This window comes from Thermosulfuriphilus sp. (genome assembly GCF_054026695.1).
Genome location: NZ_JBPMLP010000008.1, coordinates 1 through 20,476, shown reverse-complemented (window position 1 = coordinate 20,476; position 20,476 = coordinate 1). Strand labels below are relative to the sequence as shown.

The window sequence follows — 20,476 nt, the reverse complement described above, 5'->3', positions numbered from 1 at the left end:
TTGTGCCAGGCTGAAGCCTGGCACAATCTTTAGATGACCTTGTTCAGGCTATATTCGATGATTCCTTGGGCACCGGCAGCCATGAGCCGAGGGATGAGATCTCTTACCTCACCCTCGGCGACCACGGTTTCAATGGCATACCACCGGCTTTGATAAAGAGGAGAGATGGTTGGGGCATTGAGGCTTGGTAACTGGCGGATAACCTCCTCCAGGGCCTCCTCGGGGACGTTCATCTTCAAGCCAACCATGCGGTAGGCTCGAAGGGCCCCCTTGAGCAGGAGGGCGAGGTTTTCGATCTTTTGGCGCTTCCAGGGGTCTTCCCAGGCCTTCTGATTGGCGATCAGCTGGGGGTTGGATTCCATAAGTTCGTGGATAATCTTGAGCCCATGGGCCCGGATGGTGCTCCCTGTCTCGGTGACCTCAACGATAGCATCGGCCAGACCCTGGACGACCTTAGCCTCGGTGGCCCCCCAGGAGAATTCGACCTGGACATTGATGCCCCGCTGTTCAAAGTAGCGCTTGGTGAAGTTGACTAGCTCAGTGGCTATTTTTTTACCCTCTAGGTCCTCCAAACTCCGGATGGGGGAGTCTGCCGGAACAGCCAAGACCCACCGGGTCGGTCGCTTGCTCACCTTGGAATAGACTAAGTCCGTAACGGTGACTACCTGGGAATCATTCTCCAAGATCCAATCTTTTCCAGTAATGCCGGCGTCAAGGATCTCCTGCTCCACGTAGCGGCTCATCTCCTGAGCCCGACACAGAGAACAACGGATCTCCGGATCGTCTATATCCGGGAAATAACTGCGGGAGTTGACCGAGATCCGCCAGCCGCTTTTGGCAAAAAGCTCGATGGTGGACTGCTGAAGGCTGCCTTTGGGGATACCCAGTTTTAAGACCTTCATGACCCATATTTCTCCTTAGGATCAAAGACTTGGGGGACATCTATCTGCCAGGAGCCATCCTTTAAGTGGCGGAAGAAACAACTCCGGTAGCCCTTATGACAAGCGGCTCCTCCGATCTGTTCCACCTTGATGAGCACAGTATCTCCATCACAGTCCAGACGGATTTCTTTGACCACCTGGACATGACCGGAGGTCTCTCCCTTTAGCCAGAGCTTCTGTCGGGATCGGCTGTAGTAATGGACCTTGCCGGTCTTAAGGGTCTGTTGCCAAGCCTCCTCGTTCATATAGGCGAGCATCAAGATCTCTCCGGTCTCCCAATCCTGAGCAATTACCGGGACGAGACCGTCCATTTTTGCAAAATCTGGCCCTTCCACCCTTTGCCTCCTTGCTCTCCTGTTGGCCTGCCATCTTATAAAGCCGCTTTTTTTTGTCAACGGGCCGAGGCCAAAAACCCAGATTGACTTGGGCTGATTATCTCGCCAAGTTATAGGGCATGGCCAAGCTGACCCCCATGCTCCGACAATACCTGGAGGTCAAGGAGCGCTATCCTGACGCCATTGTCTTTTTCAGGATGGGTGATTTTTACGAGATGTTCTTTGAAGATGCGGTAATAGCGGCTCGGGTACTGGAGATTGCCCTTACTTCTCGAGACAAAGGGGCCAAGGAAAAGGTCCCCATGTGCGGAGTGCCAGTGGTCTCGGCGTCCACCTATCTGGCCCGCCTGGTCCAGGCTGGCTACAAGGTAGCTATCTGTGAGCAGGTTGAGGATCCCAAGGAGGCTAAAGGCCTGGTGCGTCGAGAGGTGGTCCGGGTAGTGACCCCGGGGCTTTATGTAGAAGATGAAGGTCTGGAGAGCAAAAGCCACAACTTCATTGTCTGTATTCTCCTAGCAAAAAGCCGGGCCGGATTGGCTGTGGTAGATCTGTCTACCGGTCATTTTCAGGTAACTGAGGTCTCTCCAGATGAAGCCCTGGGAGAGCTCTTTCGCCTTGAGCCCCGGGAGCTCTTGCTTCCAGAGGCCTTGAGAGATTCAGACCTTGTAGCCAAGATCATCCAGACCATCCCCAGTGTTTTTTTAAGTTTTGAAGAGACCGACGGCCTTACCCTAGGGCAGGCCCGGGAGCTTCTTAAGGAGCATTATCAGGTAGCTTCGCTATCGGGTTTTGGCCTTGAAGGATTTGGCCCCGGGCTTCTGGCTGCGGCTCTCCTCCTGAGGTATCTTTCGCAGACCCAGAAAGGGGCCCTTCCCCATCTACGCCCTCCTCTGGCCTACCATCTTTCTCAGTTTCTCTTGATCGATGAGACCAGCAAGCGAAACCTTGAACTCCTGAAAAGCCTTACCGGGGAGAGGCGGGGGAGCCTTCTTTCAGTTATCGATCGCACCAGGACCCCTATGGGGGGCCGACTCCTCAAGCACTGGATTCTCTATCCCCTTTTGGACAAGGCATCCATTGAGGAAAGGCTGGAGGCTGTTGGTCGGCTCCTGGAGAACCGAAGCCTCCGTGAGGACCTAGGAGAGGCCTTAAAGGAAGTCTATGACCTTGAGCGCTTGAATGCCCGGGTAGCCATGAAGACGGCTACCCCCAAAGACCTTTTGGCCTTAAAGGCCAGTCTGGAAAAGATCCCTCGTCTGAAGAAGGCCTTGGCCGCTGAAAGGGGGCTTCTGAGAAGACTGACCAGAGAGATGGACGCCCTTCCTGGGCTGGTGGATCTCCTCAGCCGGGCCATCCGGGAAGAGGCTCCGGCCAGTCTTAAGGATGGAGGAGTGATCAAGGAGGGATTTGATCCCGAGCTTGATGAATATCTTAGGCTTCGGCGGGACGCCAAGGGAATGTTGGCAGAGATTGAAAAAAGAGAGCGAGAGCGGACAGGTATCGCCAATCTTAAGGTGGGCTTTAACAAGGTCTTTGGTTACTACATTGAGGTTACCAAGAGCCAACTGGCCCGGGTTCCCGAGGACTATATTCGCAAACAGACCTTGGTCTCGGCCGAACGTTTTATTACCCCGGAGCTTAAGGTCTTTGAAGAAAAGGCCCTTTCGGCAGAAGAAAGAAGCAAGGCTCTTGAGATTCGTATCTTTGAGGATCTTCGGAAAAAAGTAGCTGCTTCTGGCTCAAGGATTCAGGCTACCGCTCAGGCAGTAGCCTGTCTTGACTGCCTGGTTTCTCTGGCCGAACTCGCCGAGGAGGGAGATTACTGCCGGCCAGAGATAACGGAAGAGCCCTTGATAGAGATCGAAGAAGGCCGACATCCGGTGGTTGAGGCCCATCTGCCCAAGGGAAGCTTTGTTCCCAACAGCCTGCGGCTTGATCACGAAGAAAATCTGCTCTTGATCATTACCGGCCCTAATATGGCTGGTAAATCTACAATCCTGCGCCAGACGGCCTTAATCGTCCTTTTGGCCCAAATGGGTTCGTTTGTCCCGGCCAAAAGGGCTCGGATTGGGCTGGTGGATCGTATCTTCACCCGAGTGGGGGCCTCGGATGCTCTTTCTCGGGGCCAGAGCACCTTTATGGTGGAGATGACCGAGTGTGCCCATATCCTCCATCAAGCGACGAACCGATCTTTGGTTATCCTTGATGAAATTGGCCGAGGTACAGCTACCTATGATGGCCTCTCCATCGCCTGGGCTGTGGCCGAATATTTGCTAGAGAAGGATGGCCAGGGGGTGAAAACCCTCTTTGCGACCCATTATCATGAGTTAACAGAGATGGTGCGACTTTCTGAGAAGGTCAAAAATTTCAACATTGCCGTCAAGGAATGGAACGATCAGGTTATCTTTTTGCATCGTCTTCAGCCGGGTCCGGCGAATCGGAGCTATGGGATCCAAGTGGCCTCCTTAGCCGGGGTCCCTCGCCAGGTGATCAAACGGGCTAAGGAGATTTTGGCCCGCCTCGAGGCCGGGGAGTTTGAGCTTCTGGTTCAGGTGGCCCGCCGGGCATCAAAGAGGCCGCCCGTCCGCCAGCTTGATCTCTTCTCCCCGGAGAATCTGCTCAAACGGCGCCTTTTGGAGATTGATATCGACCAAACCACTCCCATCGAGGCCCTTAATCTGCTGGCTGAACTCAAGCGGTTAGCCGAGGAAGCTTGATGTCGCGCAAGAGTCTCATTTTGCTGCTGGCCTTTGTTCTCCTTTCTTCGAACCTCTCGGCAGCTCTGGCCAAAAAGGCCGAAGGCCCCCGCGAAGCCTATTTTAAGGCCCGCAAGGCCTTGGTCCGCTTCTCTAAGACCAAGGAGGTTAAAAGGCGGGATGCCTGGCTCAAGATTATCGACAAATTTCGTCAGGTCTATCTGCGTTATCCAGAAAGTGGCTATGCCCCGGCGGCCCTCTTGATGATGGGGCGCTGTTATGAAGAGCTTTATGGATATTCTGGTCGCCGTTCTGATTTGCTTTCGGCCTTAAGGAGATATCAAGTTCTGGTGGAGCGTTATCCCCGGAGTCGCTATGCTGATGATGCCCTCCTCTATCAGGCCAAGATCTATGTCAATAAGCTCAAACGGCCAGACAAAGCCCGCAAGGTCCTGAAACTTCTGCTTAAAAAATATCCCAAAAGGGACAAGGCCAAAGAGGCTCGAAAGATGTTGGCTCGGCTGAAAAAGGGCTCCCGGGCAGCAAATGTCAAAAAGATCCGGCAAACACCTAAAGGATCCAAGGCTAAATCGTCATCCAATGTGGCTAATAAATCCCAGAAGAGAGAAAAGAATATTATAGCCCTTCCGGTCGGAGAGGTGGCTACCCTTGAGGCCACCAAGCTTCCTTATCAGCCAGTCCTTCTTAAGGGAATACGTCATTGGTCCAGCGAGAATTATACCCGGGTCGTCCTGGATCTGGCTGATAAGGTGACTTTTTCCGCCCATCTTCTTCGGCCGGATCCAAAACTGGCCAAACCCATGCGTCTCTACATAGATCTTAGGCCGGCCTTGGCCTCGGCCTATCTCAAGGATGAAATTCCCATCAAAAATGGGCTCCTCAAGGCGGTAAGGGTGGGGCAGTACCGGCCCAGGACTGTCCGGGTGGTCCTCGACCTAGGTAGTCTTTCTCGCTACAAGGTCTTTTATCTGGAGGAGCCCTTTCGGGTAGTGGTGGATATCATCGGTAGGCCCTCGAGGTCAGTGATCTCAAAGGATCAAGCGCCAGAAAGACGTCCTCCGGCAGAACTGGGGTCATCCAAGAAAGGTCTTTCTTTGGCCCAGCAACTTGGCCTCACTGTCCGTCGGATCGTTATTGATCCCGGCCACGGCGGCAAGGATCCAGGAGCTATAGGCCCTACAGGGCTCAAGGAGAAGTCGGTTACTCTCAGGGTGGCTCGTCTTCTTCGGGATAAACTCCGGAAGAAGCTTGGCTGCGAGGTGATTATCACCCGCAATCGGGATGTCTTCCTGCCACTTGAACAGCGGACAGCCATTGCCAACACCCGGGGGGCAGACCTTTTTGTCTCCATTCACACCAATGCCTCTCCCAGGAGGAGGGCTTATGGAGTGGAGACCTACTATCTCAACTTTACCACTGATGAGGAGGCCATGAGAGTGGCCGCTCGGGAGAATGCCGTCAGCCAGAAGTCCATCGGGCAGCTTCGGAGTATCCTCAAAGAGATCATGCTTACGGCTAAGGTTCAGGAGTCTTCTCGTCTGGCTGAGTGCATCCAGCAAGATCTAGTTGGCCATCTGCGTCGAAAATATTCCCGCATCAAGGATCACGGGGTAAAGCAGGCCCCGTTTTTCGTCCTCATCGGGGCCCAGATGCCAGCAGTCTTGGTAGAGATCTCTTTTATCAGCAATCCCCGGGAAGAGCGGCGTCTTAAATCAGCCAAGTATCTTGATTCGGTGGCCGAAGGGATTGCCAGGGGCATCATCCGCTACATTAAAGAGACCCAGATGGCCTATCTTCAGTAGTCTCTTCAAGTAAATTCTGTCTGTTACCGATTCTGTTTAAGAACCAAGTTAAAGCCGGGTTGAAGGCCTCCCGAAGGAAATCCAGGCCAAAAAGTCTTCCGGGAAGGGTGAAACATGAAAGCTTTGGTCGTCGATGATTCAAAGGCCATCCGCCAGATAATTCGCAAAGGCCTTGAAGCCATGGGGTTTGAGGTTCTGGAGGCCGAAAATGGCCAGGAGGCCCTGGAAGTCCTCAAGTCAAAGGGGCCAGTGGACATAATTCTCCTCGACTGGCATATGCCCGTAATGAATGGCTTTGAGTTCCTGAAGACGGTTCGGGCCAACTCCGCCTGGGATGACGTCAAAATCATGATGGTCACCACTGAAAACCAGCAACAAAGCGTGATCGAGGCGGTTATGGCCGGGGCTAACGAGTATCTGATGAAGCCTTTTGATCAGGAAATGTTGGAAACTAAGGTCAAGATGGTTCTGGGGTTGCCATGAAGATTCGAGTCTTGGTAGTTGATGATTCCGCTGTCTTTAGGAGGATCCTTTCTGAGGCCTTATCTTCGGATCCAGAGATAGAGGTGGTCGGATCTGCGGCCAATGGTAAGCTGGCTCTGGATAAGATTGTCCGGCTCAGACCGGATGTGGTCGTCCTTGACGTGGAGATGCCCGTTATGGACGGGCTGACCACCTTGGGGGAGCTGAGGCGTCGCTTCCCTCAGGTGGGAGCGATCATGTTTAGCTCCCTGACGGAAAAGGGGGCCAGAGTAACTATAGAGGCCCTAGCCCGGGGGGCCTTTGATTTCGTTCCCAAACCGGCCAAAAGCGGCTCTTTTGAAGAAAGCGTCATCCGTATTAAGGAAGAGCTTATCCCCAAAATCAAGGCCTACGCCCAACGCAAAAGGCCCCGTTTTAGGACTCCTTCCCGTCTGCCTGCCCAGCCATCTCCAGCGGCCCCCCGGCCAACACTGGCTCGCCGGGCTCCGGCCATCTCCGTACCCTCTCTGGCTTCCATGCGGCGGCGGGAGGTGGTGGCTATCGGGGTCTCAACCGGAGGGCCTAACGCCTTGGCCGAGGTTATCCCTCAGCTTCCAGTAAATTTTCCGGCCCCTGTCCTCATCGTTCAACATATGCCGGCCTTCTTTACCACCCAGCTGGCCCTTCGCCTTGATCAGTCTTCAAAGCTCAAGGTCGTTGAAGCCCAGGCCGGAATGCCCGTGGTGGCCGGGAGGGTCTATATCGCTCCAGGAGACTTTCACATGGAGGTTCGGGAGACCGGGGGGGTAAAAACTATTTACCTCCATAAGGGGCCTCCTGAAAATTCCTGTCGGCCGGCCGTTGATGTCCTCTTCCGGTCAGTGGCCAATGTCTATGATGGAAGGTCTGTGGCCGTGATTATGACCGGCATGGGCAAAGACGGATTTAAGGGCTGCCAGGTTATTAAGGAGGCCGGCGGCTATATTATCGCCCAGGATGAGGCCACCAGCGTGGTCTGGGGTATGCCCAAGTTTGTCGCCGAGGCAGGACTGGCCGATCAGGTTCTGCCTCTTCAGGAAATTCCAAGAACCCTGACGGAAATCTTTAAGGTGAGACAGCATGAAGCCCGAAGTCTTTGATTTTTTTGCCAGACTGGTTCAGAACGAAAGCGGAATCGCCCTTACTAAGGATAAGGTCTATCTTCTGGAGAACCGTCTGGGTGAGTTGGCCAGGACCTTGGGTCTGGCCAACGTGGAGGCTCTCTACCGAGAGGCCAAATCCCGGATGTCTCCCAAGCTCCGGGATCAGATTGTCGATGCCATGACCACCAATGAGACCTACTTCTTCAGGGATCAGGCCCCCTTTGATGCCCTGAGGCAGCATATTATTCCGGAGCTTATTGAGGAGAGAAAGGCCAAAAAGGTGCTCCGCTTCTGGTCGGCGGCCTGCTCCACCGGCCAGGAACCTTATAGTATCGCCATGCTTCTCTTGGAGCATTTTCCCCAGGTAGTAGCCAACTGGAGGATCGAAATTCTGGCTACAGACATCTCCTCCCAGGCCCTGGAGAAGGCCCAAAGTGGCCGTTATAGCCAAGTGGAGGTCAACCGGGGGCTTCCGGTTACCTTGCTTGTTAAATATTTCAAACAGAGGGGGGCCCTCTGGGAGATTGACGAAAAGGTCCGCCGGATGGTCACCTTTCGCAAACTCAATCTCAAGGAGCGTTTTCCTCCTATTGGTCCTTTTGATGTCGTCCTCTGTCGCTATGTGCTTATCTATTTCGCCCCAGAGACAAAGCGGGAAATTCTGGCCAAGCTCGAAAAGGTCATCGCTCCCAAAGGCTATCTTTTCCTAGGGGCTACAGAGACCCCTATGGGGCTATCCAAACGTTTCGTCAAGAAGACCTTTGGAAGGGCCACTTGTTATCAACTGGTAAATTAATATTCCTTGTCTGCCGATAAGGATACTGATGTCGGAAAAGGCCGGAGTTCAAAGAATTTTTGGAAAATAACGGCCAACTTTAAGCTTAATAGGGAGGCCATCGATGGGTTTTGAAGAAGATGTCCTTAAAGATTTTTTGGTCGAGGCCAAAGAGAATTTAGAACAACTTGATGAGCAGTTCGTCGAGCTAGAACAGGATCCTCAGAACCGGGATCTACTCTCCAGTATTTTTCGAACGGTTCACACCATCAAGGGTACGGCTGGTTTTTTTGGTTTTAAGACCCTGGAGGGAATTGCCCACTTTGCCGAAGATATCCTCTCTAAACTTCGGGATGGGCTGGTTGTCGCAGACCAGGAGACCATAGATATCCTTTTGAAGGCTGTTGATTACATCAAGGCCATAGTGGCCGAGCTGGAGAGCTCTGGCAAGGAGCCCACAGATACCGAATATCTCGATTTTATTATCGAGCTCCGGAACTTTGCTGAAAACCTGACCCAAAGAAGCAGTCCTTCCGAGGTCAAAACCTCGGAAGGGGAACAGGCTCCGGTGGTCGAGGAGACCTCTCCAGAGGAAGGCTCAGCGGAGTCCCCAAAGGAGGTCGTCTCTTCAGCCGAGAAGCAAGAAACGGCCGAGGAAGAACCTGAGGCTGCCGCTGAACGGCCTTCCTCGGCGCCAAAGCAGGAGACTAAACCGGCGCCAGCCAAGGGCTCTGAACCTGCCAAAAAGGCCCCTTCTGGCCCTCCCTCGACCACCCACCTTACCGAGAGCCATATTCGGGTTGATGTCCACCTTCTGGACAACCTCATGAACCTGGCCGGAGAACTGGTTCTTTCTCGCAATCGGTTGGTCCAGATCGCTAACTCCGTAAATGATCCGGAGCTCCTTAAGGCCACCCAGAGGCTTTCCTTGATCACTACCGAGATGCAAGAACAGATCATGAAGACCCGTATGCAACCAGTGGGCAATGTCTTTAATAAGTTTCCCCGGATCGTTCGTGATCTTGCCCGGATGGCCAACAAACAGGTCCAGCTCAAGATCGAAGGGGCCGAGACCGAGCTTGATCGCTCTATTATTGAGGCCATTAAGGATCCGCTGACCCATTTAGTCCGCAACTCTATAGATCACGGTATTGAGCCTCCGGATATCCGCGTCCAGAAAGGCAAGCCTCCGGTGGGCACCCTGATCATGAAGGCCTACCATGAGGGGGGGCAGGTGATCATCGAGATCCAAGATGACGGCGGGGGCATTGATCCGGAGAAGATTCGCCAGAAGGCTATAGAAAAGGGGGTTGTCTCCAGGGAAGAGGCCGAAAATCTCTCTGACCGGGAGGTTATTAACCTGATCTTCAAGCCGGGCTTTTCTACGGCCGAGCAGGTAACCAACATCTCTGGCCGAGGGGTGGGGATGGATGTGGTCAAGACCAATATTGAAAAGATGGGAGGCACCGTAGAGGTGCTTTCAGATCTTGGCCAGGGAACAACCATCCGAATAAAGATTCCCCTTACCCTGGCTATCATCCCGGCCATTATCGTTCGTACCCGAGGCGAGCGCTACGCTATTCCTCAGATGAACCTGGTAGAGCTGGTTCATCTTTCGGCCGAAGAGGCCGCCAAAAATGTCCACACCATTGCTGGCAGCGAGTTTTATCGCCTTCGAGGCGAGATCCTGCCCCTAGTGAGATTGGACAAGGTCCTTAACCTTCCCCAGGAGGAAGACGAAAGAGATTTCAATATTGTGGTCTTAAACACTGGAGACCGCCAGTTTGGTTTGGTAGTGGATGATATCCTTGACTCTGAGGAGATCGTCGTCAAACCCCTTTCTAAACACCTTAAGGATATCGCCTGCTATGCTGGGGCCACTCTTATGGGTGATGGCCGAGCGGCCCTCATTCTAGACATTGTTGGTCTGGCCAGCAGTCTTACCCTTCGCTCTGAAGAGAAAGATCTCCGCAGTTTGGCCGAAAAGGCAGCGGCGAAGGAGGCAGAGCGGCAGTTCCTACTCCTCTTCAGGGTCTCTCCGGAGGAGGTCTTTGCCATTCCTCTGGCCTTGGTAGCCAGACTCGACAAGATCAAGGCTACAGATATCGAATATGTGGGAGGCAAAGAGGTCATCCAATATCGCAACCGAACCATACCTCTGGTGAGGCTGGAACAGTTTCTACCAATCCAGCCCCTTCCGGAGCAGGAGGAATATCATCTTATAGCCTTCACCATAAACAGCAAAGATGTTGCCTTTTTGGTCTCCAGCATTGAAGACAGTGTCGATGTGGCCGTTGAGCTTGATGATTCCGTCTTTCGTCATGAGGGCATCCTGGGTAGTGCCATTATCAAAGGCAAGACGACCCTTTTTCTGGATGTCTACAAAATTCTGGAAATGTTTGATCCGGATCTGTTTGCCATCTCGCAAGACTCTGTTGCCGAGCCCATCAAGGTCCTCATTGCTGAGGATTCGTCTTTTTATCGCAATCTTCTACGTTCTTATCTTGAAGGGGCCGGCTTTGATGTTGTCGTGGCCGAGGATGGTCAGGAGGCCCTTGAACATCTCCGTAACTATCCAGTGGACGTCCTGGTTACCGATATAGAGATGCCCCGGATGAACGGTTACCAGCTGGCCAGGGCCATAAGGCAGGATCCCAAGCTCTCCCGTCTCCCCATAGTGGCCGTAACCTCGCTTTCTGGTGAGGAAGATCGCAAGCGGGGCCTTGAGGCCGGGATAGATGATTATCAGGTCAAACTCGATCGGGAGATGGTCCTTGAGGCAGTAAAGAGGCTCTATGCCCAAAAAGCCCGACAGGCTGCCTGAGAAGACTTTCTAGAGGAGGAAGATGATGCCTGAGACCAGAGCTAATCAGGAAGAGAAGGCCATGAGGGTGGTTGATGAAGGCCAGTTGATTGCCACCTTCTTCTTTGGCCCTCATATGTTTGGGCTTCCGGTAGAGGAAGTCATCGAGATAAACAAGGATCTAGAGGTCACTCCGGTGCCTCTGGCCCCTCCGTATGTAGCTGGGATCATCAACCTTCGGGGGCAGATCCTTACGGCTATAAATCTGGCTAAAAGGGTGGGGCTTAAGTATGAACTCAAAGATGGGGCCAACTATCACAACGTCATCTGCGGCACTAGGGACGAACCGGTAAGTCTGCAGGTGGAGCGCATAGGCGATGTTATTAATGTTCCCACCCATCTTATAGAACCGCCACCGGCCGACATTGAAGGCCTTGATGTTCGTTATGTAAAGAATGTCTCCAAGCTTCCAGACCGACTTCTGGTAATTCTGAATGGAGAGCTGGTGAGGGCCAGCAACTAGTAAACTCTCTTAAGGAGCTTCAAAGTGAAATTTTTAGAGCTATGGCGGGATACAAGCTTTAAGGCCAGGATCCTTTTCTTCTTTTCCCTGATCTGTCTGGTCATCCTAGCGGTGATGATCGTCATGGTTCAGCGTTCCTTCCAGAAGCTGACGGCCTATGAAGTGGACAACAAACTCAAGGGGCAGCTTTCTGCAGTCAATACCGGCCTCAAGGCTGCAGAGGGCGATCTGCTCAAGGTGGCCGCCCTTGTCGCCCAGGATCCGCAAGTTATAAGGATCTACGAGGAGCTGGCCCAGGCCGGTGACCTTACCCACCCCAATCCTGAGGCCGAAGCCCGGGCCCGAGAGGCCCTTCGGACCTGCTTTGAAACGACCATCAGGCGGGCCGAAAGCCTCTATGGCCTGAAGCTCCCCAAGATCCACTTTCATCTGCCACCGGCCCGAAGCCTTCTCCGCACTTGGCGCCCCAAGGGTAAGGGAGATGGCGGGGACGATCTTTCTTCCTTTCGGCACTCCATCTTGAAGGTCTATAAGGAGAAGGCTCCAGTCTCTGGAGTGGAAGTGGGGCGTAGGGGGCTGGTTGTTCGGGGAATTGTCCCCATTTTTTCCTCTGATGGGCGCTACCTGGGCTCAGTAGAGGCCATTGGTAGCTTTAACTCCGTCTTTCAGGCGGTCCGTCTTCCCTCCACTGAGCTTACCGCCCTTCTCCGCAAGGATCTCCTTAAAACAGCGGATTTTCTCAAAGGAAAACTAGCTGTGGGCTCCTATGTAGTCACCTCTGCAAGTAGTGAAGAGATAGCTAGAAAGGTTCTTTCCAAGGTTCCGGAGGTAGGCAGAGTTGCGGAGAATGCCGGATTTCGTTTTATGACAGCTCCCCTTAAAGATATTCAGGGGCGGCCTGTAGGACTCTTGGTGGCCATGTATGATCTGGCCTCTGTTCAGGCCCTTAAGGCCACTTTGAACTGGGATATGATTGCCACCTTTGCTGTCTTGTTGTTGATAAGTGCAGTACTTATTACCCTCTTTATGAAATCCATCTCTCGTCCCATAGAAGAGACCGTCCAGGCCCTGGAGGATCTGGCCAAAGGAGAAGGAGATCTTTCTCGGCGCCTAGAGGTTACGGGTCGGAACGAAATGGGGCGTCTGGCCCAGGCCTTCAATCGGTTTGTGGATAAGATCGAAGGCATTGTCAAGCTCCTTAAGGAGGAGCTCGAAAAGCTCAAATCTGCGGCTACGGCCATGAGTGAACTTTCCGAAGAAGAAGAGAAGAACGCCAAGGCCCTTAAGGAGAAGATAGACCAAGTGGCTGGGAACAGCCAGACAGTAGCCGACAGTATAAACACGGTTTCCTCTTCGGTAGAGGAGCTTACGGGGGCCATAAAAGAGATCGCTCATGGATCCAGTCAGGCAGCCAGTATCGTCAATGACGCTGTGGGTAAGGCCCAGACAGCCAACGAGATTATCTCCCGCCTGGGGACCTCTTCTGAGGAGATTGGTGAAGTGATCCGCCTTATCAGTCAGATCGCTGAGCAGACCAACCTTTTGGCGCTCAATGCCACCATTGAGGCGGCCCGAGCCGGTGAGGCTGGCAAGGGCTTTGCCGTGGTGGCCAATGAGGTCAAAGAGCTGGCTAAACAGACGGCTAAGGCCACGGAGGAGATTACCGAAAGGATCAAGGCCATCCAGGCCGATGCCCGTTCTTCGGTCCAGGCCATCGAGGAGATAACCAACATCATTGGCCAGATAAATGACATCTCCAACACCATTGCCAGTGCAGTGGAAGAACAAACGGCCATGGTCTCTGAGATAAGCGAAAACGTAAGAGAGGGTGCTACCGGGGTGACCGTGATTAGCGAAGAGATCGAAGAGGTAAGGAAAATTGGCCATCAGACGGCAGAAAACGCCATTACCTTGCAGTACGCTTCTAAAAGGGTCAAACAGGTGGCCAGTCAGCTTGACTGTGTGGTGGAACAGTTCCGTACCAGTGAGGCAGCCTGTAAGCTAGAGGATTAATGCCTGTAAGGCGAAAGGGGTCTATTGATCAGGTTTAAAAACAGGGAGGATCCGGTACAGGGCCCTCCCTGATAGGGTTTTAGGGAGGCTCTTTTTTGAGGCTACAGAGTTTTTTCTGGTATCTTTGGGCCAAGTCGGCCAGGGTGATCCGGGAGAGCGTTTCCCGGATGACTTCTGATAGGAGATCCCAAACGTCTCTGGTAGGACAGATCTCGCTCATCTCGCACAGATCCGGATAGCTGACACAGGGGGTCACTCCCTCGTCCCCTTCTAGCAGGGAGACGATCTCCCAGATGGTTATCTCCTCGGGAGGACGAGCCAGCATGTGGCCCCCGCGGGATCCGCGTTGGCTCTTGATAAGCCCGGCCTTTTTGAGGGGAATGATCAGCTGCTCAAGATATTTAACGGAGAGCCGTTGTTTTTTGGCAATTTCTCCCAACTGTAGAGGGCCATCTTGATGATGGCAGGCTAGCTCAACCATCATCCGGGTGGCGTATCGGCTTCTGGTAGTAAGCTTCATAGTGATCTTTTTTATAAATAGAAAAAACTAGCTTTGCAATCTATACCAATTAGGTATATATTAAGTTGCCCAACTTTGGGGCTAATAAAGTATAAAGGAGAGGGACTATGGGTAGGCATTGGCGCTTTCAGACTCGGGTCATCCACGAGGCTATTCATCCTGAAAACTGGGAGGGGGCTACCTTGCCTCCCATTTTCCAGACAGCCTCTCACCGCCATCCTTCAGGTGAAAGCCTTCAGGCGGCCTTTGGTGGCCAGAGCTCAGATCATATCTATCTTCGGCTAACCAACCCTACCAACCGAATCCTGGAGCAGAAGCTGGCTGCCCTTGAGGGCGGCCAAGCGGCTACAGTTACCTCTTCGGGGATGGCGGCCATTGCCAACGCCTGCCTGGCCCTGCTTCGTAGCGGAGATGAATTTATTACCGGAAACTCCCTTTTCATGTCTACCTATGTCCTTTTTGCCAACATCTTTAAGAAATATGGCCTTACGGCTCGCTTTGTTGACCCTACAGACCTTGAGGCCATCAAGGGAGCCATAACCGAGAAGACCCGTTTCATATTTGTGGAAACCATAGGAAATCCTAAGATGGATGTTCCCGACATTGCTGCCATTGCCGAGATCGCCCATGAAAATGGACTTCCCCTCTTAGTGGACAATACTCTGGCTACTCCATATCTGTGTCGCCCCATAGAGCTGGGGGCTGATGTCGTCATCCATTCGACAACCAAGTATCTAAGTGGCCATGGATGTGCTACCGGTGGGGTGGTTATCGATAGTGGTCGGTTCGATTGGACTAGTCCCCGCTTTGAGGATTTTAAACCCTTTGTGGATCGCAAGGGGCCCTTGGCCTATCTGGATCGCGTCTGGCGGGAGCACCACATAAACTTTGGTACTACCCAAGCTCCGTTCCATGCCTATCTTACCATGATTGGCCTGGATACCCTGGCCGTTCGGATGGAGAGACATCTGGCCAATGCTATGGAAGTGGCCCGTTTTCTAGCCGAGCAACCTGAGGTCCGTTGGGTTAACTACCCGGGGCTTCCTGGTCATCCTCAGCGGGAGGTAGCCGAAAGGCAGTTTGACGGAAAAGGCTATGGGGCGATGATCGCCTTTGGCCTTAAAGATCAAGAGACCTGTTTTGAGTTCATCCGGAACCTGCGTTTGATTTACAATCTGGCCAATCTTGGGGACTGCAAGAGCCTGATAATTCATCCCTATTCCAGCCAATATTTGTCTTTTCCGGAGGAGGCCAGGCGATATCTTTCCATTACCCCTGATCTTTTGCGGCTCTCTGTGGGGATAGAGGCCGTAGAAGACATCTGTGCTGATATAAGGGAGGCCCTGGATAAAGTCTCGTAGCCATGAGTGAATACATATCCCATGACCAAACCGGACAATCCGTCGGCCTGGTCAAAAAGAGGTTTTTTACCTTTGCTAAACCACCGGACCTCTTTCCCCTTGAGTGCGGGGCCAAGCTGGGGCCTATTACCCTGGCCTACGAGACTTATGGCCAGCTTAAGCCTGATAAGAGCAACGCCATCCTTGTCCTCCATGCCCTCTCAGGGGATTCTCACGTAGCCGGATACTACCATCCCCAAGATCCGAAGCCGGGATGGTGGGATTTTATGGTCGGTCCAGGCAAGGGCATTGATACCGATAAATATTTTGTTATTTGTTCCAACGTCCTTGGGGGGTGCGCTGGGAGCACTGGCCCCTCTTCTGTTAATCCTCAAACTGGCAGACCCTATGCCCTTGACTTTCCTCTGGTAACCATCGCCGACATGGTCCGGGCCCAGAAGGCCCTGATAGATCACCTGGGGATTCCCAAGTTGCTGGCCGTGGTGGGGGGATCCCTTGGAGGGATGCAGGTCTTGGAGTGGGCCCTACGTTATCCGGATATGGTTCACGCAGCTATTCCCTTGGCCACTACTACCAGGCACTCGGCCTTGGCCATTGCCTTCAACGAGGTCGCCCGGCAGGCCATAATGGCTGATCCCAACTGGAGGGGGGGAAATTACTATGATGGCCCCCGACCGGATATGGGCCTGGCAGTTGCCCGGATGATAGGCCATATTACCTATCTTTCGGATACCGCCCTGAGGCGCAAGTTCGGCCGCCGGCTTCAGGATAAAAAGAACTTTTCCTTCAATTTCGGTGTAGATTTTCAAGTAGAGAGTTATCTTCGTTACCAGGGGCGCAAGTTTGTAGAGCGTTTTGATGCCAACTCCTTCCTCTACATTACCAAAGCTGCCGATTATTTTGACGTTAAGCACCAGCATGGCCAAGGATCTTTAGTCAAGGCCTTCTCCAAAACTCGGGCTAGATTTTTGGTTATCTCCTTTTCCTCTGACTGGCTCTACCCCACCTTTCAATCCAAGGAGATGGTCAAGGCCATGAAAAAAAATGAGCTAGACGTGAGCTTCTGTGAGATAGAGGCTGACTGGGGGCATGATGCCTTTCTTATACCTAATGATGATCTTTCTGCCCTTATAAGCAGTTTTCTTGAACGGGTAAGCCATGAATTCGAATGCTAAAAAGCTTCGTTTTGACCTTCGGATTATTGCCTCCTGGATAGAGCCGGGCTCCAAGGTTATCGACCTCGGCTGTGGCCGGGGAGATTTGCTACTTTATCTTAAAAAACACAAGTATATCAAAGGAATCGGAATTGAAAGAGATGAACACGAGGTCAGAGAATGCATTCAGAGAGGTCTTTCGGTCATCCAGGGTGATCTCAACGAAGAAGTTTTGGACTATCCAGATCTCTCCTTTGATTATGTCATCCTCAGCCAGACCCTTCAGCAGATCTATGAGCCTCACCTACTGCTTAAATCTCTTTTGCGCATTGGCCGAAGGGTTATTGTCAGCTTTCCCAACTTCAGTCACTGGACGATCCGGTTTGATCTTCTTCTACGGGGGCGGGCCCCTAAGAATCCCCAGCTTCCCTATGAATGGTACAATAGCCCTAACATTCGGGTAATTACCATCAAGGATTTTCGCCAATTTGTTCACGATCTGGGATATAAGGTTATAAAGGAGGCTGCCGTCAGTACCTATAATGAGGATCGACAGGGTCGGGTGGTTCGCTTTTTGGCTAATTTTAGAGCTACATACGGGATTTTTATGATTGGGAAGTAAAATGGAGAAAAGAAATAAATTTTTTAAAAAAAACGCCAACTGGTACAAAGAGCTCCATCCGGTGGTTCAGGAGTTAGCGGCCACCTGGGAGGAGAAAGATTACTGGGATCGGGCTGGAGCTGTTCCCATCCCTTCCCACGAAGAGGTAGTCAGGATCCTTCACCGGGCCAGAAGGATCCTCTTCCCAGGGTACTTTTCCCAGAGCAATATCAATCCAGAGAATCTTCTGTACTATCTCGGAGAGGAGATCAATCTTCTTTTTGAAGAGCTCTCAAGGCAGATCAATTTGGCCCTTCGCTACCAGGCTCTAGGCCAGGGTCAGGCTCCAGAGGATAATCTGGATCAGGGCCGAGAGCTAGCCCTGTTTTTTGTCCAGAAGCTTCCCCAGATCAAGGCCGTCCTACTTACAGATATCGAGGCTGCCCTAACGGGCGATCCGGCGGCCAAAAGCCGGCATGAAATCATCTTCTGTTATCCGGGTTTTCTGGCCATAAGTATCTACCGAATGGCCCATGAGCTTTACCGCCTGAAGGTCCCCTTTATTCCTCGAATAATGACTGAACATGCCCATAGCCTCACCGGAATAGATATTCATCCCGGAGCTACCATTGGGGAGAGCTTTTTCATTGATCATGGTACAGGGGTGGTCATCGGGGAGACAACTGTCATTGGCAAAAGAGTCAGAATCTACCAGGGGGTGACTCTGGGGGCCTTATCAGTTCCCAAAGAGGCGGTGGATGAACTCCGTTATAAGAAACGCCATCCCACCATTGAAGACGACGTCATTATTTATTCTAACGCCACTATTCTTGGGGGCCAGACAGTTATTGGGGCCAGGTCCATTATCGGCGGCAATGTCTGGATAACCGAAAGTATCCCGCCGGATACCAAAGTCCTGTTGAAGGCCCCGGAGTTATATCTCCTTCGAAAGACTAAAAAGACCCAGGGGGAAGTATGATCTTTGACAACGTCACCAAGCTTATTGGACGAACTCCTCTTGTCCGTCTGAGACGTCTTGTCGAAGGCTTCGATGTCGAGCTTTACGGCAAGCTTGAGTCGCACAATCCCCTCTCAAGCGTCAAAGACCGGATTGGGGTGGCCATGATCGAAGCCGCTGAGAAAAAGGGTCTTATTGGCCCTAAGACGACTATTATTGAGCCTACTAGCGGCAATACTGGTATTGCCTTGGCATTTGTCTGTGCTCAGAGGGGATACTCCCTGATTCTCACCATGCCCGAGACCATGAGCCTAGAGAGGCGAGCCCTGCTTAAACACTTTGGGGCCCGGCTTGTTCTTACGCCGGGGGACAAAGGAATGAAAGGAGCCATTGATAAGGCCCACGAGCTTCTTGAGGAAATTCCCAATTCCTACATGCCTGATCAATTCTCCAATCCAGCTAATCCAGAAATCCATCGCCGTACCACCGCCGAAGAGATCTGGGAGGACACCCAAGGGCGAGTGGACATTTTGGTTGCTGGAGTGGGGACCGGAGGGACGATTACCGGGATCTCAGAGGTCATCAAGGCCCGCAAGTCTTCATTTAGGGCGATTGCTGTGGAGCCGGCCGAGTCTCCGGTGCTTTCGGGTGGCCGCCCTGGGCCTCACAAGATTCAGGGCATTGGGGCCGGATTTGTGCCCCCGATACTCAATACCTCCATAATTGATGAGATTATCCAGGTTTCTTCAGAGGAGGCCATGGAAACGGCCCGACGTCTGGCCCGCGAAGAGGGTATCCTGGGAGGGATTTCTTCTGGGGCCGCGGTCTGGGCCTCGCTTCAGGTAGCCCGGCGCCCTGCAAACAAAGGCAAGGTCATTGTCTGTATCCTTCCGGACACCGGCGAGCGATATCTAAGCACCGAGCTCTTTTCTGGGTGATGTTCTATAATTGAGTGCCATTCTGGATCAATCACCCCAGAAGGTCCTCTGTTTAATCTCTCCAGAAAAGGCCATAAATATGGCGCCAGGCCTCTGGGGAAATCTGACCTTCCCATAGATTGGTCCCCCGGACAAAGGCCAACACCAGGGAGAAAAGACCTAGGAGGCCTAGGGGAAGTACGTAGAAAGGGAGTTTTTGGTGAAAGAATCTCAGGCTGAGAGCATCTTCGGCTGGACACGCCTCCAGGCATTCCAGGCAGCCGATACATTCAGGACTGCGAATTGAGTTTCTTTTATGGATGGGGATGGCCACGGGACACCTCTGGGTGCAGAGCTTACAATTAAGACAAACCGAAGAGTTTCGTCTAACAAAAAAAGGGCTAAAGACACTAAAAAGCCCCAATAAAGCCCCATATGGGCAAAGAAAACGACACCAAAAATTCCTTACCACCAGGCAGAAAGCCCCTAGAGCTATAAGGAAGATTAAGGTCTTGTCTGTCGGATGGAGGAAGAAAATGAGCATCTTTCCATCGGCAACAAAGTTGTAGGGGCTTTGGATGAAGGCTCTTATCTGCTTAAGGTCCATCTTCCAGAAGATAAAATAGATAAAGAAGCCCATTAGAAGGTACTTTACGGCCATAAGTGGATATTCTAGCCACAAAGGTGGCTCTTTGAGCCAGCGAAGACGGCGGCCTATTCTCTCCAGGAAGCTAGAGATGGCCCCCACCGGACAGATCCAGCCACAGAAGCCCTTCCTGAAGACAAAGGCAATGGTCAGAATGGTCAACAAGATTGTGAGTCCCGCCGGATGAACCGGATCATAGACTCCGGTGAGGATAAGATGTTTGAGTCCGATCAAGGCACTAAGAGGTAAAAAGCCTTCTACCGAGGGAGGTCTTTCTTGAAAGATGGTCGATTTTCCCGTGGCCCAGAGAAAGAAGAGATAAAAACGATATCCAATATAAAGGCTCACCAGCAGGAAAAAAGACTGACTCAAAAGCCGGAGGCGCGAGATTCCACTCTCAACCTTTATAAAAGGATTGCTTGTTTTAAGGGGTCTTTGTCTGCCTGGGGGCATAAAAGCCTCTCTTCCTATGGGCACTTAAGGGCTGAAGGCGGGCTTCTGGCGGTTCAGCCGGCAAGACGTACACTTTGTATAATCCTGGTGCCCGGGGCCGGAGTCGAACCGGCACGGGGAGTTACCCCAAATTAGCTATCTTATTCCGTTGTTACAAGCTTTAAGGAAGTATCGTCTTCAATCTTTGAGTACTCCTTTTTGTATACCTTCCCCAAAAGTTTTTTCACTTGCCGAGATTCTCAGGAGAGATCAAGTTTGTAAGCTCCGAAACCAAAGGCCGTGTTCTTGCCTACCTGCACTTGCTCTCCAATACGCAAAAGAGGGACAAATTCATCAAGGACTCCGGAAAACAC

18 protein-coding genes are annotated in these 20,476 nt (G+C 52.3%); 13 read left to right on the top strand and 5 right to left on the bottom strand.

Annotated elements, in window-relative coordinates; genetic code table 11:
* Positions 1-29 precede the first annotated feature (29 nt).
* A complete protein-coding gene (gene hisG / locus ACXJJX_RS01385; protein ID WP_456431152.1) occupies positions 30-902 on the bottom strand; it encodes an ATP phosphoribosyltransferase in 873 nt (290 codons plus the stop codon).
* Positions 899-1,276, bottom strand: a complete 378-nt coding sequence (gene hisI / locus ACXJJX_RS01380; protein WP_456431150.1) for a phosphoribosyl-AMP cyclohydrolase — start codon at positions 1,274-1,276, stop codon at positions 899-901. The genes hisG and hisI overlap by 4 nt, the downstream gene beginning before the upstream one ends.
* A 119-nt stretch (positions 1,277-1,395) precedes the next feature.
* Between hisI and mutS the strand changes: the two genes are divergently transcribed.
* The 8 genes from mutS to ACXJJX_RS01340 all read left to right on the top strand — a co-directional run bounded on the left by mutS (position 1,396) and on the right by ACXJJX_RS01340 (position 13,513).
* Positions 1,396-3,993 (top strand): DNA mismatch repair protein MutS, encoded by a 2,598-nt coding sequence (gene mutS / locus ACXJJX_RS01375; protein WP_456431148.1) that lies wholly within the window; start codon positions 1,396-1,398, stop codon positions 3,991-3,993.
* Positions 3,993-5,795, top strand: coding sequence for an N-acetylmuramoyl-L-alanine amidase (locus ACXJJX_RS01370; protein WP_456431146.1), 1,803 nt, complete (start codon positions 3,993-3,995; stop codon positions 5,793-5,795). Before mutS ends, ACXJJX_RS01370 begins: the two co-directional genes overlap by 1 nt.
* A gap of 114 nt (positions 5,796-5,909) precedes the next feature.
* Positions 5,910-6,278 (top strand): response regulator, encoded by a 369-nt coding sequence (locus ACXJJX_RS01365; RefSeq protein WP_456431144.1) that lies wholly within the window; start codon positions 5,910-5,912, stop codon positions 6,276-6,278.
* The gene (locus tag ACXJJX_RS01360; RefSeq protein WP_456431142.1) at positions 6,275-7,396 is read left to right on the top strand and encodes a protein-glutamate methylesterase/protein-glutamine glutaminase; all 1,122 of its coding nucleotides are present in this window, start codon (positions 6,275-6,277) and stop codon (positions 7,394-7,396) included. The genes ACXJJX_RS01365 and ACXJJX_RS01360 overlap by 4 nt, the downstream gene beginning before the upstream one ends.
* Positions 7,377-8,195: a CheR family methyltransferase gene (locus ACXJJX_RS01355; protein ID WP_456431140.1), complete on the top strand. Its 819-nt coding sequence runs from the start codon at positions 7,377-7,379 to the stop codon at positions 8,193-8,195. The genes ACXJJX_RS01360 and ACXJJX_RS01355 overlap by 20 nt, the downstream gene beginning before the upstream one ends.
* A gap of 103 nt (positions 8,196-8,298) precedes the next feature.
* The gene (locus ACXJJX_RS01350; RefSeq protein ID WP_456431138.1) at positions 8,299-10,998 is read left to right on the top strand and encodes a hybrid sensor histidine kinase/response regulator; all 2,700 of its coding nucleotides are present in this window, start codon (positions 8,299-8,301) and stop codon (positions 10,996-10,998) included.
* Positions 10,999-11,023: 25 nt separating this feature from the next.
* Positions 11,024-11,500, top strand: coding sequence for a chemotaxis protein CheW (locus ACXJJX_RS01345; RefSeq protein WP_456431136.1), 477 nt, complete (start codon positions 11,024-11,026; stop codon positions 11,498-11,500).
* A 24-nt stretch (positions 11,501-11,524) separates the two neighbouring features.
* Positions 11,525-13,513, top strand: a complete 1,989-nt coding sequence (locus ACXJJX_RS01340; protein WP_456431134.1) for a methyl-accepting chemotaxis protein — start codon at positions 11,525-11,527, stop codon at positions 13,511-13,513.
* Between the two features lie 79 nt (positions 13,514-13,592).
* On the opposite strand, the gene ACXJJX_RS01335 is transcribed toward ACXJJX_RS01340, so the two are convergent.
* The gene (locus ACXJJX_RS01335; protein ID WP_456431132.1) at positions 13,593-14,033 is read right to left on the bottom strand and encodes an RrF2 family transcriptional regulator; all 441 of its coding nucleotides are present in this window, start codon (positions 14,031-14,033) and stop codon (positions 13,593-13,595) included.
* Positions 14,034-14,140: 107 nt separating this feature from the next.
* Here ACXJJX_RS01335 and ACXJJX_RS01330 point away from each other — a divergent pair, with 107 nt between their 5' ends.
* From ACXJJX_RS01330 to cysK, 5 genes are read left to right on the top strand one after another with little or no spacing between them, the layout of a single operon-like run.
* Positions 14,141-15,394 carry an O-acetylhomoserine aminocarboxypropyltransferase/cysteine synthase family protein gene (locus ACXJJX_RS01330; protein ID WP_456431130.1) on the top strand — a complete coding sequence of 418 codons (1,254 nt, stop codon included), beginning with the start codon at positions 14,141-14,143 and terminating at the stop codon, positions 15,392-15,394.
* A 2-nt stretch (positions 15,395-15,396) separates the two neighbouring features.
* Positions 15,397-16,569, top strand: coding sequence for a homoserine O-acetyltransferase MetX (gene metX, locus ACXJJX_RS01325; protein ID WP_456431128.1), 1,173 nt, complete (start codon positions 15,397-15,399; stop codon positions 16,567-16,569).
* A complete protein-coding gene (gene metW / locus ACXJJX_RS01320) occupies positions 16,553-17,170 on the top strand; it encodes a methionine biosynthesis protein MetW (protein WP_456431126.1) in 618 nt (205 codons plus the stop codon). The genes metX and metW overlap by 17 nt, the downstream gene beginning before the upstream one ends.
* Position 17,171: 1 nt before the next feature.
* Positions 17,172-18,128 carry a serine O-acetyltransferase EpsC gene (epsC, locus tag ACXJJX_RS01315; protein ID WP_456431124.1) on the top strand — a complete coding sequence of 319 codons (957 nt, stop codon included), beginning with the start codon at positions 17,172-17,174 and terminating at the stop codon, positions 18,126-18,128.
* Positions 18,125-19,045, top strand: coding sequence for a cysteine synthase A (gene cysK, locus ACXJJX_RS01310; protein WP_456431122.1), 921 nt, complete (start codon positions 18,125-18,127; stop codon positions 19,043-19,045). Before epsC ends, cysK begins: the two co-directional genes overlap by 4 nt.
* Before the next feature lie 52 nt (positions 19,046-19,097).
* On the opposite strand, the gene ACXJJX_RS01305 is transcribed toward cysK, so the two are convergent.
* Both ACXJJX_RS01305 and cas6 read right to left on the bottom strand, forming a co-directional pair.
* Positions 19,098-20,123 (bottom strand): 4Fe-4S binding protein, encoded by a 1,026-nt coding sequence (locus ACXJJX_RS01305; RefSeq protein WP_456431120.1) that lies wholly within the window; start codon positions 20,121-20,123, stop codon positions 19,098-19,100.
* Positions 20,124-20,362: 239 nt separating this feature from the next.
* On the bottom strand, positions 20,363-20,476 hold the full coding sequence (cas6, locus tag ACXJJX_RS01300) for a CRISPR system precrRNA processing endoribonuclease RAMP protein Cas6 (RefSeq protein WP_456431260.1): 114 nt from the start codon (positions 20,474-20,476) through the stop codon (positions 20,363-20,365).